This window comes from Pseudomonas sp. FP1154 (genome assembly GCF_030687245.1).
Taxonomy (GTDB): Bacteria; Pseudomonadota; Gammaproteobacteria; order Pseudomonadales; family Pseudomonadaceae; genus Aquipseudomonas; species Aquipseudomonas rhizophila.
Genome location: NZ_CP117465.1, coordinates 5,718,805 through 5,733,491, shown reverse-complemented (window position 1 = coordinate 5,733,491; position 14,687 = coordinate 5,718,805). Strand labels below are relative to the sequence as shown.

Here is a 14,687-nt window from a genome sequence, read left to right as displayed (position 1 = left end):
CCATGTGGACACGAGCCGGCTCGCGCCCACGCGGGACAGCGCCTTGCGGTTAACGAACGCTGCTTTCGAAACGGCTCGCGCCTGGCAATTCCAGTACCAGTTCATCCCCGACGTTCAACGGTCCCACGCCCGCCGGAGTGCCAGTGAGGATCACGTCGCCGGCCTGCAATGAGAAGCAGCCAGCCATGTATTGGATCATCGGCACGATGGGGTTGAGCATCAGGCTGCTGTTGCCGTCCTGGCGCACTTCACCGTTGATGGTCAGGCGAACCGGGATGTCGGTCAGGTCGGCAAAGGTGCCGCTGGACACGAAAGGTGCCAGCACCGCCGCACCGTCGAAGGATTTGGCGACTTCCCAGGGCAAGCCCTTGGCCTTGAGCTCGGCTTGCTTGTCCCGCAGGGTCAGATCCAGGGCCGGGGCGAAGCCGGAGATGGCATCCAGCACTTCCTCGGCACTGGGCCGGGTCGACAGTGGCTTGCCGATCAGCACGGCAATTTCAGCTTCGTAGTGCACCGCGCCACGGTCGGCGGGGATGCTGAAACCGCCTTCCAGCGGCACCGCGCAGCTGCCGGGCTTGATGAACAGCAGGGGTTCGGTAGGTACAGGGTTATCCAGTTCCTTGGCGTGTTCGGCGTAGTTGCGGCCAATGCACACGATTTTTCCCACCGGGAAATGAATACGGGTACCGTCGACATACTGGTGCTGATAGCTCATTACCGACTCCTGCTTCTGGGATTCATCAGGTATTTTTTGCATTAAACCGCGAAAATCTTGCCCGGGTTCATGATGCCGTTCGGGTCGAACACTGCCTTGACGGCCTTCATGTATTCAATTTCTACCGGCGAGCGACTGTAGGTCAGGTAATCGCGTTTGGTCATGCCTACGCCGTGTTCGGCGGAGATCGAGCCGTTGTATTTCTCGACGGTTTCAAAGACCCATTTGTTCACGGTCGCGCACTTGGCGAAGAATTCGTCCTTGCTCAGGTTCTCTGGCTTGAGGATGTTCAAGTGCAAGTTGCCGTCGCCGATGTGGCCAAACCAGACGATCTCGAAATCCGGGTAATGTTGGCCGACGATAGTGTCGATGTCGCGCAAGAAGCCCGGGACTTTCGAAACGGTGACCGAGATGTCGTTCTTGTACGGTGTCCAGTGGGAGATGGTTTCCGAGATGTACTCGCGCAACTTCCACAGGTTTTGCAGTTGGGTTTCGCTTTGGCTCATCACCCCATCGAGCACCCAGCCCTGTTCGACACAGTGTTCGAACGTTTCCAGGGCGTGGTTGGCGACTTCTTCGGTGGTGGCTTCGAACTCCAGCAGGGCGTAGAAGGGGCACTCGGTTTCGAATGGCGCCGGTACGTCGCCCCGATCCAGGACCTTGGCCAGGGCCTTGTCGGAGAAGAATTCGAACGCCGTCAGGTCCAGCTTGCCCTGGAAGGCATGCAGTACGGGCATGATCGAATCAAAATCGGCGGTCCCCAGGACCATGGCGGTGAGGTTCTTCGGAGCCCGGTCCAGGCGCATGGTGGCTTCGACCACGAACCCGAGGGTGCCTTCGGCGCCGATGAACAACTGCCGCAGATCGTAGCCAGTGGCGTTCTTGATCAGGTCCTTGTTCAGTTCCAGCAGGTCACCTTTACCGGTGACGACTTTCATGCCGGCTACCCAATTGCGGGTCATGCCGTAACGAATGACCTTGATTCCGCCGGCATTGGTGCCGATGTTGCCGCCAATCTGACTGGAACCGGCCGAGGCGAAGTCCACCGGGTAGTACAGACCGTGCTCTTCAGCCTTGTTCTGCAGTTGTTCAGTGACCACACCTGGCTGGCAGACGGCTGTGCGATCGGTAAGGTTCACGTCGAGGATCTGGTTCATGTAATCGAATGACACGACCACTTCGCCGTTGGCCGCTACGGCCGCAGCGGAAAGCCCGGTACGCCCGCCCGATGGCACCAGCGCGACCTTGTGCTCATTGGCCCAGCGCACAATGGCCTGAACCTGTTCGGTGGTCTTGGGGAAGACGATGGCGCTCGGCGCCGGGGCGAAGTGCTTGGTCCAATCCTTGCCATAAGCGTTCAGGGAGTCGGCATCGGTCAAGACTTTGCCAGGCTCAACCAGGGTCTTCAGCTCATCTATCACGGCAGGATTGGTCATCGACAGAACTCTCGAACAATTCATGGTCATCCTGAGAACGCTTCACGTCGCAGGAATGAGTGTTTAGCGGGGTGCGTATGCTAGCATACCGACCCCGCAGCGTAGTGCCCATTGGCTGTTCTGCGGCGACGGCTGTCATGCCGGTCGGACCAGCATGCGCTGTCCGATTCCCTGCCATTTTTCTCCGGGACACAGGTTTACGCAGATGAGCAAGACTTCTCTCGATAAGAGCAAGATCAAGTTCCTTCTTCTCGAAGGCGTCCACCAATCGGCTGTCGACGTCCTCAAGTCGGCGGGCTACACCAGCATCGAGTACATCACCAGTTCTCTGCCGGAAGCCCAGCTCAAGGAAAAGATCGCCGATGCTCACTTCATCGGTATTCGCTCCCGTACCCAATTGACCGAAGAGATCTTCGACCACGCCAAGAAACTGGTGGCGGTCGGCTGCTTCTGCATCGGCACCAATCAGGTGGACCTCAATGCGGCGCGCGAGCGCGGTATCGCGGTGTTCAACGCGCCATACTCCAACACCCGTTCCGTTGCTGAACTGGTGCTGGCCGAAGCGATCCTGCTGCTGCGCGGCATTCCCGAGAAGAACGCTTCCTGCCACCGTGGCGGCTGGATCAAGAGCGCGGCCAACTCCTTCGAAATCCGTGGCAAGAAGCTGGGTATCGTCGGTTACGGCTCGATCGGCACGCAGTTGTCGGTGCTGGCTGAAGGCCTTGGCATGCAGGTGTTTTTCTACGACACCGTGACCAAGTTGCCGCTGGGCAATGCCACCCAGGTCAACGACCTGCACGAGCTGTTGGGCATGTCCGACATCGTGACGCTGCACGTTCCGGAAACCGCCGCCACCCAGTGGATGATCGGCGAGAAGGAAATCCGTGCCATCAAGAAAGGCGGGATCCTGATCAACGCCGCTCGTGGCACCGTGGTCAAGCTCGACGCCCTGGCCGAAGCGATCAAGGACAAACACCTGATCGGCGCCGCCATCGACGTATTCCCGGTGGAGCCGCGCTCCAATGACGATATCTTCGAAAGCCCGCTGCGCGGCCTGGACAACGTGATCCTGACCCCGCACATCGGCGGTTCTACTGCCGAAGCCCAGGCCAACATCGGCCTGGAAGTGGCGGAAAAGCTGGTCAAGTACAGCGACAACGGTACTTCGGTATCGTCCGTGAACTTCCCGGAAGTGGCCCTGCCGGCTCACCCTGGCAAGCACCGCCTGTTGCACATCCACGAGAACATCCCGGGTGTGATGAGCGAGATCAACAAGGTCTTCGCCGAAAACGGCATCAACATTTCCGGTCAGTTCCTGCAGACCAACGAGAAAGTCGGCTACGTCGTGATCGACGTCGATGCCGAATACTCCGATCTGGCGCAAGAGAAACTGCAGCACATCAACGGCACTATTCGTAGCCGGGTGTTGTTCTAAGCAGACCTGGCGTGCAACAAAAAAACGGGAGCCTCGCAGGGGGCTCCCGTTTTTTTCTGTCGAACACATAACCTGTGGGAGGGTTTTGTGTTGTGTCGACCTGTGCCGGTTTATTTCACGTTTACCGTGATCTTCTCGGACACGATCGTCGGATCGAACGGCATATGGCCGCTGTCGCCCAGTATCAGCTGCAAGGTGTGCTTGCCCGGTGCCAGTTTGATCGTAGCCTCGGTTTGCGCCTTGCCGAAATGCATGTGGTTGGCATCGGTGGGAATCGGCGCGCCCGCGGCAGGCAGTTTGTCGACATCAATCAGCAAATGATGGTGCCCGGTATTTTTGGTTTCATCACCCGCCGGGGCCAGCGCGATGTTCTTGACGCCGAACTTGACCTTGAACTCCTGGCCAACGGTGGCACCGTCTTCCGGGGAAACGATGAATACCTCTGCACCCTTGGGAGCAGGGGTTGCGGCGGATGCCAGCATCGAAGCTCCCAGCAACAGGCCGGCCAAGGCGGCACGTGACATAAAGCTTTTCATTTTTTTCTCCAGTTTTTCCATGAAATCCGCGTGGTCATGACAACTTCATGACCATTCGTTGTCGAAGCCTGCAACAACCATAGCAAAGCGAACCTGAAACGAGCGTCGCTTGTAACAATACAAAGGAGTGACCATGCGTTTTCTGCCTGGGCTGATCTGCCTGCTACCCCTCTTGAGCCCTCTGGCCCATGCCGAACTGATCGACGACATCAACGACCGTGGCGAATTGCGCATCGCTCTGGAAGCCAACACCAGCCCTTTCAACTTCAAGGAAGACGGCAAGCTCACCGGCTTCGAAGTGGAACTGGGTCAGATGCTGGCCGGCGAGCTCGATGTTCGCGCCGACTTTGTGGTCACCGATGCCAGCGATCTGCTGGCCGGTGTGGAAAGCGGCAAATACGATGTCGCCATCAACCACATAGCAATGACCCCGGAACTGGCCGAACGTTTCGACACAAGCACCGCTTATAGCCAACCGGATGCGCAACTGTTGGCGCGCAAGGACGACTCGCAACGCCCGATGGTCATGGCACAGTCGTTCCAGCCGGAAGAAAAGAGCGGCCCGCCCCCGAGCCTGGTGATTCCGTTCCAGAAGGGCAATCCGGCGTTCAAGGCCAGCCTGGACAACGCTTTGGCGCGTATCAAGGACGACGGGCGGCTTGAGCAGTTGTCGCAGAAGTGGTTGGTCAAGCAGGAGTAACAATGGGGCGGTGGGCGACGGCGGTGTGTCAGTCGCATCAATGTTGCTGATCCGCCGTCATCGCGAGCAGGCTCGCTCCCACATTTGGATCATTGATGGTTCGCCATTTATGTTCGCAGTTGACCCGTGTGGGAGCGAGCTTGCTCGCGATGGCGCCCTCAAGTCCTAAGCAGGTCTACGCCAGACACTCGCCAACCAAGGCTGCTGCTCTCGCGGCAGCCCAGCCGGTCGGTAGTAATGCTCAAGCTCTACAAAGCCCGCTTCTGTGAGCAAGGTGCGCCATGCCGCAAGGTCGTGATACGCGCCGAAGCGCTGGCCGTTCCAGCCTTCCTGGTTTTCGCCCCGGGGGTTGGAACTGAACAGCACGCCGCCGGGCTTGAGGGTGGCGTGCAATTGCTTGAGCACCCGTGGCAGTTCCTGGACGGGGACATGAAACAGCACCGCGTTGGCGAAAATCCCGTCAAAGCGTTCGACCGGCAGGTCGAGTTCCAGGAAGTCCTGCTGCCACACCTCACAACCGCTGTCCTGGCGCGCCATCCGGGCAAATTCCTCTGAACCGTCGAGGCCGACCGCGACATGGCCCATGGCCGTGAATGTGCGCAGGTCGCGCCCCGGGCCGCAGCCGAAATCCAGGATGTGCAGCGGTGCCTGGCCCTGGATATGGCGCAGCAGGGCGTCGATGTTCTGGCTGACATCGTGGTCGCGGGTGCCGTCGCGAAAGCTCTCTGCCACGGCGTTGTAATGGCCCAGGGTCGTGGCGGTGATGGCGTGCAGGTCGTCGGTGGTGTGTTTCATGGGTGTGGGTTTGGGTGAGGAGTGTCAGCCGACTATACCGCAAGCCCGCTGATCTGCCTGTGGGAGCAAAGCTTGCTCGCGACTGCAGTCGTCCAGTTGGTATCCATGTTGGATGGAATACTGCTATCGCGAGCAAGCTTTGCTCCCACAGGTCAACTGCTCCCATAGGTCAGCGTTTATTCAAGCCGCGCGCCAGGCGGTCACCACCCAATTGGATCACGGCGACCAATGCCACCAGCAACACGATCACCGTGAGCATGATCTGGCTGTCGAAACGCTGGTAGCCGTAGCGGTAGGCGATGTCGCCCAGGCCGCCGGCGCCGATCGCTCCGGCCATGGCCGAGGAGTTGATCATGGTCACCAAGGTGATGGTAAAACCGCCAACGATGCCCGGCAGGGCTTCGGGCAGCAGCACATGCCAGACAATGTGCCAGCGTCGGCAACCCATGGCCTGGGCCGCTTCGATCAGGCCATGGTCGACCTCGCGCAGGCTGACTTCGGCGATGCGGGCAAAGAACGGCGTGGCGGCAATGGTCAGCGGTACTACCGCTGCCCACACGCCATAGGTGGTGCCGACGATCAGCCGGGTGAATGGGATCAACGCCACCATCAGAATCAGGAACGGTATCGAGCGGAACAGGTTCACGAACGCGCCCAGGGCCCGGTTCAAGGCCGGCGCTTCATAAATTCCACCCTTGCCGCTCGTGACTAGGATCACCGCCAGCGGTATGCCCGCCAGCAAGGCGATCAGCGACGACACGCCAACCATCAGGAACGTGTCGATAAAACCCTGCAACAACCGGTCAAACCACATAACCCAGCACCTCTACCCGTTGTGCCCAATTGCCCGCCCGTTGACGCAATTCCTCGGCGCCCCATGACGAACCGCTCACGGCCAGCAGCAATTGCCCCAGCCCGTGGCCCTGAATGCGCTCGATGCCGCCGTGTAGCAGCCGCACCCGTCCACCGAGGGCACTGAACAAGGCGGCGAGATCCGGTTCTTCTCGATCTATGCCGCTGAATTGCAGGCGCAGCACGGTAGCCGCATCCGCCGATGCCGGCTGCCCCTGCAAGCGACTTTGCAGCTCTTGCGGTATGGCGTGTTGCAACGGCGCCAGCAGCGTCCGACTGACCTCGTGTTGCGGGTTGCCGAATACTTCCCAGACCGGGCCCTGCTCGACCATGCGTCCTTGCTCGAGCACCACCACCCGGTCGCAGACTTCACGGATCACCGCCATCTCGTGGGTGATCAACACGATGGTCAGGCCCAGTCGCTGATTGATCTCGCGTAGCAAACCGAGGATCGATTGGGTGGTCTCCGGGTCAAGGGCCGATGTGGCTTCATCGCACAACAGGATCTGCGGGTCATGGACCAGTGCCCGGGCAATCCCCACCCGCTGCTTCTGACCGCCCGAAAGTTGCGCCGGATAGGCCTTGTGCTTGCCTTGCAGGCCGACCAGCTCCAGCAGCTCGCGGACTTTGCGCTGGCGCTGTTCCTTGGGCACGCCGGCGACTTTCAGCGGCAGCTCAACGTTCTGCCACACGGTCTTGGCCGACATCAGGTTGAAGTGCTGGAAGATCATGCCGATGCGCCGGCGCAATTCCACCAGGCGGTCCTCATCGAACTCGCCGATGTCTATCTGATCAATCAACACCCTGCCGCTGGTGGGTTGTTCGAGGCGGTTGATGGTGCGGATCAGCGACGACTTGCCGGCGCCGCTGCGGCCGATGATGCCGAACACCTCGCCGCGCTGGATCGCCAGGTCGATCCCTTGCAGCGCGGCCACCGGACCCTGGGCACCGTTGTAGGTCTTGCCCAGGCCGATGAAGCGCACAAGGGCGCGGTTCAACTCCGGATGCAGCTCGGTCTGGTCGGCGCTTTGGGGCGTGGGAGCTTCGTGTCTGAGTCGAGCATTGACGGCGTTCATGGTCAGCCTTCCCATCCGGCCTGGTAGAGCTTGCCATGGGCCTTGTCCAGGGCAGCGCGCACGACAGGTGAGTGCTGATAGATGTCGACGAATTTGATCAGCCTTGGGTCGGTTTTGCTCTTGGGTTGGATCACGAACTGGATGACGTACTCCTTGTGATCGAGGCCGTCGAACAGCAAGGCAGACGTGGCGTCGAAGGTCTTCGCCAAGCGGATGTAGGCGGGATAGCCCTGTACCAAGTCGGCGTCGTCATAGGCGCGCACCAGTTGCACGGCTTCGACTTGCAGGATTTTGATTTTTTTCGGGTTGGCGACGATATCGTCTTCGGTGGCCTTGTAACCCACTCCCGGCTTGAGGGTGATCAGCCCGGCTTTGGCCAGCAGTTGCAGGCCGCGACCGCTGTTGATCGGGTCGTTGGCAATGGCGACGCTCGCGCCTTCGGGCAGCTCGTCGAAGCTTTTGTATTTTTTCGAATAGAGCCCGACGTTGTTGATGATCCCCGGCGCAAAGGGCAACAGGTCGAACCCGGCGGCGGCCTTGGCATTTTCCAGGAACGGAATGTGCTGGAAGTAATTCACGTCGATATCACCGGAGGCCAGGCTGACGTTGGGCGCGATCCAGTCGCTGAACTCCACCAACTCGACCTTCAAGCCTTGCTTGCCGGCTTCTTCTACGGCGGCTTCCAAGGGAATGGCAAACGCGGCGGTGGTGCCGATCTTCAACGGTGCGTCGGCGGCAAACAGCGCCGAGCTGAACAGGCCGAGGGCCAGGGCCAGTGCTTTGACTGGCAGGGTCAGGATTTGCTTGGTCATGTCGGATATTCCAGTCATTAATGGGGCGGTGCATATTTTTTGTGGCGAACAGAGCTCTGTGGAAGCAAGGCTTGCCCGCGATGAAGTTGATGCGGTCTCTCAAAAACCGAGGTGTCTGCATCTCGAGCAAGCTTTGCTCCCACAGGGTCAGTGTCGGTAGGTCGAACCGGTGTGTCGTTCGGGCAAATGGGCCTCTGCGTGAAACAGCTTTTCGCGCAGGGTGCCGTTGTCGTATTCGGTCTTGTACGAACCGCGTCGCTGCAACTCGGGGATCACCAGGTCGATGAAGTCCACGTAGCTTTGCGGCGTGACGATGCGGGTCAGGTTGAAGCCGTCGAGGCCGGTTTCGGCGATCCACGCCTCCAGTTCATCGGCCACCTGTTCGGGCGAGCCGATCAGGGTGATGTAGCGACCGCCCAGGGCGTGTTGGTCCAGCAATTTGCGCCGGGTCCAGTCGTTGTTCTGCAGGATCTTGGTGGCAGACTGGATGGCGTTGCTCTTCACGTACTGGATCGGTTCGTCCAGTTCGTACGCGGAAAAATCGATTCCTGTCGAGGCGGAAAAATGCGCCACCCCGGCTTCGGCGCTGGCGTAGCTCAGGTACTCGGCATGCTTGGCCCAGGCGGCCGCTTCGGTCTCGCCGACGATCACGTTAAGGCCCATGAACACTTTGATGTCCCCGGGGTTTCGTCCGGCCCGGGCGGCGCTGGCGCGAACCTTGTCCACCTGGGCCTTGGTCGCGGGTTTGTTCTGGCCGCTGATGAACACGCACTCGGCATGCCGCCCGGCAAACAGCAGGCCGCGCTCGGAACTACCGGCCTGGAACAGCACCGGCGTGCGCTGGGGCGAGGGTTCGCAGAGGTGATAGCCCTCGACCTGGTAGAACTCGCCCTGGTGCCGAACCTTGTGCACTTTCTCCGGCCGGGCATAGATCCGCTGCTCGCGGTCGTTGAGCACCGCGTCGTTTTCCCAACTGCCTTCCCACAATTTGTAGAGCACTTGCAGGTATTCATCGGCCTGGTCGTAGCGGCGGTCATGCTCGACCTGCGCGGTAAGCCCCATGGCTTTGGCGGCGCTGTCCAGATAGCCGGTGACGATGTTCCAGCCGACCCGGCCGCGACTCAGATGGTCGAGGGTGCTCATGCGTCGGGCAAACAGGTAGGGTGGTTCGTAGGTCAGGTTGGCGGTGAGCCCGAAGCCGAGGTTTTTCGTCACGGCGGCCATCGCCGAGACCAGCAGCAACGGGTCGTTGACCGGCAGTTGGATCGACTCCTTGAGAGTGACGTCCACCGACTGTTGGTACACGTCGTAGACCCCGACGATGTCGGCGATGAACAGCCCGTCGAACAATCCACGCTCGAGCAACTGCGCCAGGGCGGTCCAGTATTCAATCGTGTTGTACTGGGTCGAGGTGTCCTGGGGATGAGCCCACAAACCATGGTTGATGTGCCCGATGCAGTTCATGTTGAACGCGTTGAGCAGGATCTTTTTCCTGTCGGCCGCCATCAGATAGTCCCCCGCAGCGGCGGTTTTTCATCGTTGAGGTAGAAGTTGCCCACCGCGTGGTATTTCCAGCGCACCGGGTCATGCAGGGTGTGCACCCGGGCGTTGCGCCAGTGGCGGTCGAGGCCATGTTCGGCCAGGGTCGCCTGACTGCCGGCCAATTCGAACAGGGTGCTGCCGGCGGCCAGGGAAATCTCGGTGCTGATGGCGCGGGCTTCGGCTACGGCAATCGAGGCGGCGGCGACCGTGTCGGCCTGGGTGTCGGCCTGGGCCCGGTCGAGAAACTCACCGGCACGTTCCAGCAGGGCTTCGGCGGCGTGCAGGCGGATGCTCAGTTGGCCGAAACTCTTGAGGGTGTGCGGGTCTTCGGTGGCGACGTCGCTGGTGGCGTCGATCCAGGGCCGGGTTTTGCTACGGACAAAATGCAAGGCGTCCTCATAGGCGGCGCGAGCGATGCCGGTGTCGATGGCGGCGTGAAGAATCTGCGCCAGCGGCCCCACCGGCGTTGGGCGTTCGAAGGCGCTCTGGAAGGGCACGACGTCTTCGGCGGTGACATAAACGTCCTCGAACACCACCGATCCACTGCCGGTGGTGCGCTGGCCGAAACCGCTCCAGTCGTCGATCACCGTCAGGCCTCGGCTGTTGCGCGGGACGAATGCCAGTTGTTGCACGCCGTTTTCATCCACCACCGACGTGGGGATGCGCTGGGCGTAGATCGCCCCCGTGGCGTAGAACTTGCGACCGCTGATGCGGTAGCCCTCACCGTCGCGGCGCAGTTGCGTGATGCGGTCGTGGGCGGTCTTGGTGCCGAGCTCCGCCAATGCATTGCCAAAACGTTGGCCGGCCAGGACTTCGGCATACAGGCGTTGTTTTTGCGCTTGGCTGCCGTTTACCCGTAGCACTTCCAGGGCGTAGAAATGATTTTGCGGAATCTGCCCCAGCGAGCCGTCGGCCTGAGCAATCAGCGCGATGACTTTGGCCAGGGTGACGTTGGACACACCGGCGCCGCCATAGGCCTTGGGCACGCTGATGCCCCACAGGCCAGAGCGGGAGAAGGCCTCCAGTTCCGGGTACGGCAAGCGGCGCTCACGGTCGCGCAGGGCGCTGTCGCGCTTGAAGTCATCGGCCAGGTCGCTGGCCACGATCAGGGCTTGTTCATCGCTGGTGATCACCGCGACGTGTTGAGAAAACGTCATGTACTGCTCCAGAGGTCGGGTCGTCAGATCCAGGAATGCCGGGCCGGCAAGGTGCCGTTCAGGTGGTAGGCGCCTACCGCGTGATACTTCCAGCGCACCGGGTCGTGCAGGGTATGGACCCGTGCGTTGCGCCAGTGGCGGTCGAGATTGAATTCGGCGAGGGTGGCGCGGCTGCCGGCCAGTTCGAACAGTTTTTCGCTGGCTTGCAGGGCGATCTCGGTGGTGAGCACCTTGGCCTCGGCCACGGCAATCGAGGCGCGGGCAGCCGATTGCGCGGTGATGGGCGCGGCGCTGACCTGGTCCAGCACTTGTCCGGCCTTGCGCAACAACGCTTCGGCGGCGTGCAGTTCGATTTTCAGCTTGCCGATGTCGGCGATCACATAGAGGTCGTCACTGGCCCGGTCGACCTTGGCATCGATCCAGGGCCGGGCTCGTTCTCGGACGAAGGCGATGGCATCGTCGATGGCGCCACGGGCGATGCCCGCATCGATGGCGGCCTGGATCAGTTGGGAAATCGCGCCTTGCACGCTTGGCGTTTCGTTGATGCGCCAGTTCTCCAGCACCAAGTCGGCATCCACTCGCACATTGTTCAGCAACACGGTGCCGCTGGCCGTGGTGCGCTGGCCGAACCCTGACCAGTCGTCGACGATCCGCAGGCCCGGGGTGCCGCGCCGCACGAACGCCAGCACCTGCCGGCCCTCGTCATTCAGCGCCTTGACCGCGACCCAGTGGGCAAACAGCGCGCCGGTGGAATAGAACTTCTGACCATTGATGACAAACCCGTCACCGTCAGCGGTGATCCGGGCCTTGAGTTCAAGGGTATTGCGAGTGCCACGTTCCGGCCCTGCGTTGCCGATGCGCCAGCCTTCGAGCACGCTCTGCAGCAGGATTTTTTTCTGCCGTTCGGTGCCGGTGCCGAGAATCAGTTGGAGTACGCCGAATTGGTTTTGCGGGATCTGCCCGAGGGCCGGGTCAGCGGCGGAAATGATCGCGAACACCTCGGCCAGGGTGACGAAAGAAACCTGCGGGCCGCCGTATGCCCGGGGAATGGCGATGCTGCCCAGTCCGCTACGGGTGAATTGCTCGATTTCTGCCCAGGGTAGCTTGCGTTGCTGGTCACGACGCGCGGCCTGCTGACGGGCGACCTGCGCCAGTTCATGGGCGGCTTTGATGGCCTCGGCATCGTTGCGCAACACCTGTGCGGGCAACAGCTGCGGTGCGATGTCCAGATCGCTCTGGATCTTTGCTTGCGCCAAATCCGACATTACAGCCACTCCGTGGCTGCAGGCAGTGCCCTGGCATACTGCGCTGGGGTGATTGTGTTCCGTTCCATACCCACCTCACATCTCAAGAAACGCCGCGATGAATGCGGCGAGCGAAAATCAAGAATGTCCGGTGGTCCGGTTTATATACCCTAAACGTGTGTAATTTATTTTTGAACTAACTTTTAGGAATATCAATAGAGGGCTTTGTGCCGAGCGATGTTGTGGCGAGGGGATTTATCCCCGTTGGGCTGCGCAGCAGCCCCAAAGCAGCCAACACAGCAACCTGCTGCACCGCGATTGCATAGGGGGGGCTGCTTCGCAGCCCAGCGGGGATAAATCCCCTCGCCACAACAGCTTGCTCAGAGTATTCATGTTCGGCGGCGCGTTTCGGCGGCCATGAGCGCCTCTTTCGGTGAAGTGCTCAGGTAGGGGTTGGCGCAACCGATCTTCAACGTTCGCGGCGGCGCCCAGTGGGAGTTGTTGCCCACGCGGTCGAGGATGCAGTAGGTCACTTCCAGGCGCAGGTCTTCCCCCGCCTCCAGAATGATCTGCGGCGGTACCCAGATGTTGATCGGCAGGCCAACCTCGCAGGGCTTGATGCGGGGCAGGTCCATGCGCACGTCGCCCCAGCGCAAGGTAATTGCATCGTCAGCAGCCATGTTCAGATAGGGCTCTATGGTCAGTGGTACACCGCGTTTGACCTGACTCGGGTTCACGCCGTTGCGGCGAATCGCATCAGGAATCCGCACTGGCGCCAGGCCCTGGTTTTCATCACCGCTCAGGGCCGACGGTTGGCCACCGGGACAGTCCAGCTTGACCTGCACCCGTTGCGTTGCTGACAGCGCCGGGCCGCGCCCTACTTGCATCACGCGGTAATGGATGCGCGAGGTCCCGTTTACAACGAAGCTCTCGGGTACTCGCAACGTAACGCTAGTTTGCACGTCGGCCTGGGACAACAGGCGGGAGCCGACGTAGCAGTTGTCCCAGAACAGCTCGATCAGATCGCCCGCGTCCATGCCGGGGTAAGGGGCAATTGCCACTTGCAGGTGCGCAGCGCTGGTGATGTTGATGCGGGTACGCAGAGCGTTGACCAGGGTAGGCGCAGCCAGTTCAGGAATATTCGACGTACATGTCATGGTGTTCTCCTTGATGCTTTAAAACGAAGTCCGTTTCGGGAAGATCAAAAGCGCTTAATCATCGCTATATATTTTTCATTGCGCAGCATGGACCCTGTCTGCGGTTCATCGCGCAGAACTAAAATAGTTCGCATCGCCTGTGGGTCACTAGATAAGGGTTCAGCAGTTTCAGTGTCAATAGCGGAACTTGCTTAATAATTAATTGTATAAGGCTTCAGAAATGTCCTACGCATCGAAGTTAAGAATACGTTGCGTTGTGCGCCATTTTCCTCGGGTTCATTGGTTTGGAAGGGAGGTGCGGCAGGAAGTCGGATAAATAGCGTAGCCCAAAGAGAAGTGTTGCCGGAGATATGTATATACCGCACGTCAACGGGGTGGCTGTGTTAAGTCAACTGGAAGTTTCAGTTTGTTACGCTGGGCTGTTAGTTGTTCCACTTCCATCCTTGGAAGTGGGACAATATCAATAACTTACTGGTCGCCGTGTCCGGCCGAGAGGAACTTGCTGAGGAACTGTCGAGTGCGTTCCTCCCGGGGGGCTGCAAACAAGGCCTTGGCTTCGCCTTGCTCGACGATCACACCTTTGTCGAAAAACACCACGCGGTTCGCTACGTCCCGGGCGAAGCCCATTTCGTGAGTCACAATGACCATGGTGCGCTTTTCTTCGGCCAGGCCACGAATCGTCGCCAGCACCTCGCCCACCAGCTCCGGGTCCAGGGCCGAGGTTGGTTCGTCGAACAGAATCACCTCGGGCTCCATCGCCAGCGCCCTGGCAATCGCCACGCGCTGTTGCTGGCCACCGGAAAGACGCCGCGGGTAGGCGTCCTCCTTGCCCGCCAGCCCGACCTTGGCCAGCAGTTTACGGCCTAAAATCTCAGCGTCGGCACGGGGGATCTTCTTCACCACCAGTGGGCCTTCGATGACGTTCTCCAGCGCGGTGCGATGGGGGAACAGATTGAAGTTCTGGAACACAAAACCCACTTGCTGGCGCAAACGACGCACCAGGTTCTGTTGCTGGTTCAGCGGGCGACTGCCATCGATTTCGATGTCGCCGACCTTGATCCGGCCACTGCTGGGTTCTTCGAGGAAGTTCAGGCAGCGCAGGAAGGTGGTCTTGCCCGAACCGCTGGGGCCGATGATCGCCACCACTTCGCCTTCTTCGATCTTCAGGTCGATGCCATTGAGCACCACTTGACCCTTGAACTGCTTTGTCAGTTTTTCCACGACAATCAT

General features: G+C 60.3%; 14 protein-coding genes. 2 read left to right on the top strand and 12 right to left on the bottom strand.

Features of this window, described 5'->3' with window-relative positions; genetic code table 11:
• Positions 1 to 49: 49 nt before the first annotated feature.
• Together PSH91_RS25685 and PSH91_RS25680 are read right to left on the bottom strand one after the other, a co-directional pair.
• Positions 50 to 715: a fumarylacetoacetate hydrolase family protein gene (locus tag PSH91_RS25685; protein ID WP_047226821.1), complete on the bottom strand. Its 666-nt coding sequence runs from the start codon at positions 713 to 715 to the stop codon at positions 50 to 52.
• A 41-nt stretch (positions 716 to 756) separates the two neighbouring features.
• The gene (locus PSH91_RS25680) at positions 757 to 2,151 is read right to left on the bottom strand and encodes an FAD-binding oxidoreductase (RefSeq protein ID WP_107323098.1); all 1,395 of its coding nucleotides are present in this window, start codon (positions 2,149 to 2,151) and stop codon (positions 757 to 759) included.
• Positions 2,152 to 2,356: 205 nt separating this feature from the next.
• On the opposite strand from PSH91_RS25680, the gene serA reads away from it, so the two are divergent.
• On the top strand, positions 2,357 to 3,586 hold the full coding sequence (serA, locus tag PSH91_RS25675) for a phosphoglycerate dehydrogenase (protein WP_047226823.1): 1,230 nt from the start codon (positions 2,357 to 2,359) through the stop codon (positions 3,584 to 3,586).
• A gap of 110 nt (positions 3,587 to 3,696) precedes the next feature.
• Here serA and PSH91_RS25670 read toward each other — a convergent pair whose 3' ends face one another.
• The gene (locus tag PSH91_RS25670; protein ID WP_047226960.1) at positions 3,697 to 4,122 is read right to left on the bottom strand and encodes a DUF4399 domain-containing protein; all 426 of its coding nucleotides are present in this window, start codon (positions 4,120 to 4,122) and stop codon (positions 3,697 to 3,699) included.
• 133 nt (positions 4,123 to 4,255) lie between these two features.
• Here PSH91_RS25670 and PSH91_RS25665 point away from each other — a divergent pair, with 133 nt between their 5' ends.
• Positions 4,256 to 4,822 (top strand): transporter substrate-binding domain-containing protein, encoded by a 567-nt coding sequence (locus tag PSH91_RS25665; protein ID WP_047226824.1) that lies wholly within the window; start codon positions 4,256 to 4,258, stop codon positions 4,820 to 4,822.
• A gap of 165 nt (positions 4,823 to 4,987) precedes the next feature.
• On the opposite strand, the gene PSH91_RS25660 is transcribed toward PSH91_RS25665, so the two are convergent.
• From PSH91_RS25660 to tcyN, 9 genes are all read right to left on the bottom strand, one after another.
• Positions 4,988 to 5,617, bottom strand: coding sequence for a bifunctional 2-polyprenyl-6-hydroxyphenol methylase/3-demethylubiquinol 3-O-methyltransferase UbiG (locus PSH91_RS25660; protein WP_047226825.1), 630 nt, complete (start codon positions 5,615 to 5,617; stop codon positions 4,988 to 4,990).
• A 169-nt stretch (positions 5,618 to 5,786) separates the two neighbouring features.
• Positions 5,787 to 6,431 carry a methionine ABC transporter permease gene (locus tag PSH91_RS25655; RefSeq protein ID WP_025211262.1) on the bottom strand — a complete coding sequence of 215 codons (645 nt, stop codon included), beginning with the start codon at positions 6,429 to 6,431 and terminating at the stop codon, positions 5,787 to 5,789.
• Positions 6,421 to 7,545: a methionine ABC transporter ATP-binding protein gene (locus PSH91_RS25650; RefSeq protein WP_274090801.1), complete on the bottom strand. Its 1,125-nt coding sequence runs from the start codon at positions 7,543 to 7,545 to the stop codon at positions 6,421 to 6,423. The genes PSH91_RS25655 and PSH91_RS25650 overlap by 11 nt, the downstream gene beginning before the upstream one ends.
• A 2-nt stretch (positions 7,546 to 7,547) precedes the next feature.
• A complete protein-coding gene (locus tag PSH91_RS25645; RefSeq protein WP_305466932.1) occupies positions 7,548 to 8,357 on the bottom strand; it encodes a MetQ/NlpA family ABC transporter substrate-binding protein in 810 nt (269 codons plus the stop codon).
• A 147-nt stretch (positions 8,358 to 8,504) separates the two neighbouring features.
• Positions 8,505 to 9,863 (bottom strand): LLM class flavin-dependent oxidoreductase, encoded by a 1,359-nt coding sequence (locus tag PSH91_RS25640; protein WP_160894046.1) that lies wholly within the window; start codon positions 9,861 to 9,863, stop codon positions 8,505 to 8,507.
• A complete protein-coding gene (locus PSH91_RS25635) occupies positions 9,863 to 11,056 on the bottom strand; it encodes an SfnB family sulfur acquisition oxidoreductase (RefSeq protein ID WP_092455952.1) in 1,194 nt (397 codons plus the stop codon). The genes PSH91_RS25640 and PSH91_RS25635 overlap by 1 nt, the downstream gene beginning before the upstream one ends.
• A 23-nt stretch (positions 11,057 to 11,079) precedes the next feature.
• Positions 11,080 to 12,321 (bottom strand): SfnB family sulfur acquisition oxidoreductase, encoded by a 1,242-nt coding sequence (locus PSH91_RS25630; RefSeq protein ID WP_047226830.1) that lies wholly within the window; start codon positions 12,319 to 12,321, stop codon positions 11,080 to 11,082.
• 368 nt (positions 12,322 to 12,689) lie between these two features.
• Positions 12,690 to 13,457, bottom strand: a complete 768-nt coding sequence (locus PSH91_RS25625; protein WP_305466931.1) for a hypothetical protein — start codon at positions 13,455 to 13,457, stop codon at positions 12,690 to 12,692.
• Between the two features lie 468 nt (positions 13,458 to 13,925).
• Positions 13,926 to 14,687, bottom strand: a complete 762-nt coding sequence (tcyN, locus tag PSH91_RS25620; RefSeq protein WP_305466930.1) for an L-cystine ABC transporter ATP-binding protein TcyN — start codon at positions 14,685 to 14,687, stop codon at positions 13,926 to 13,928.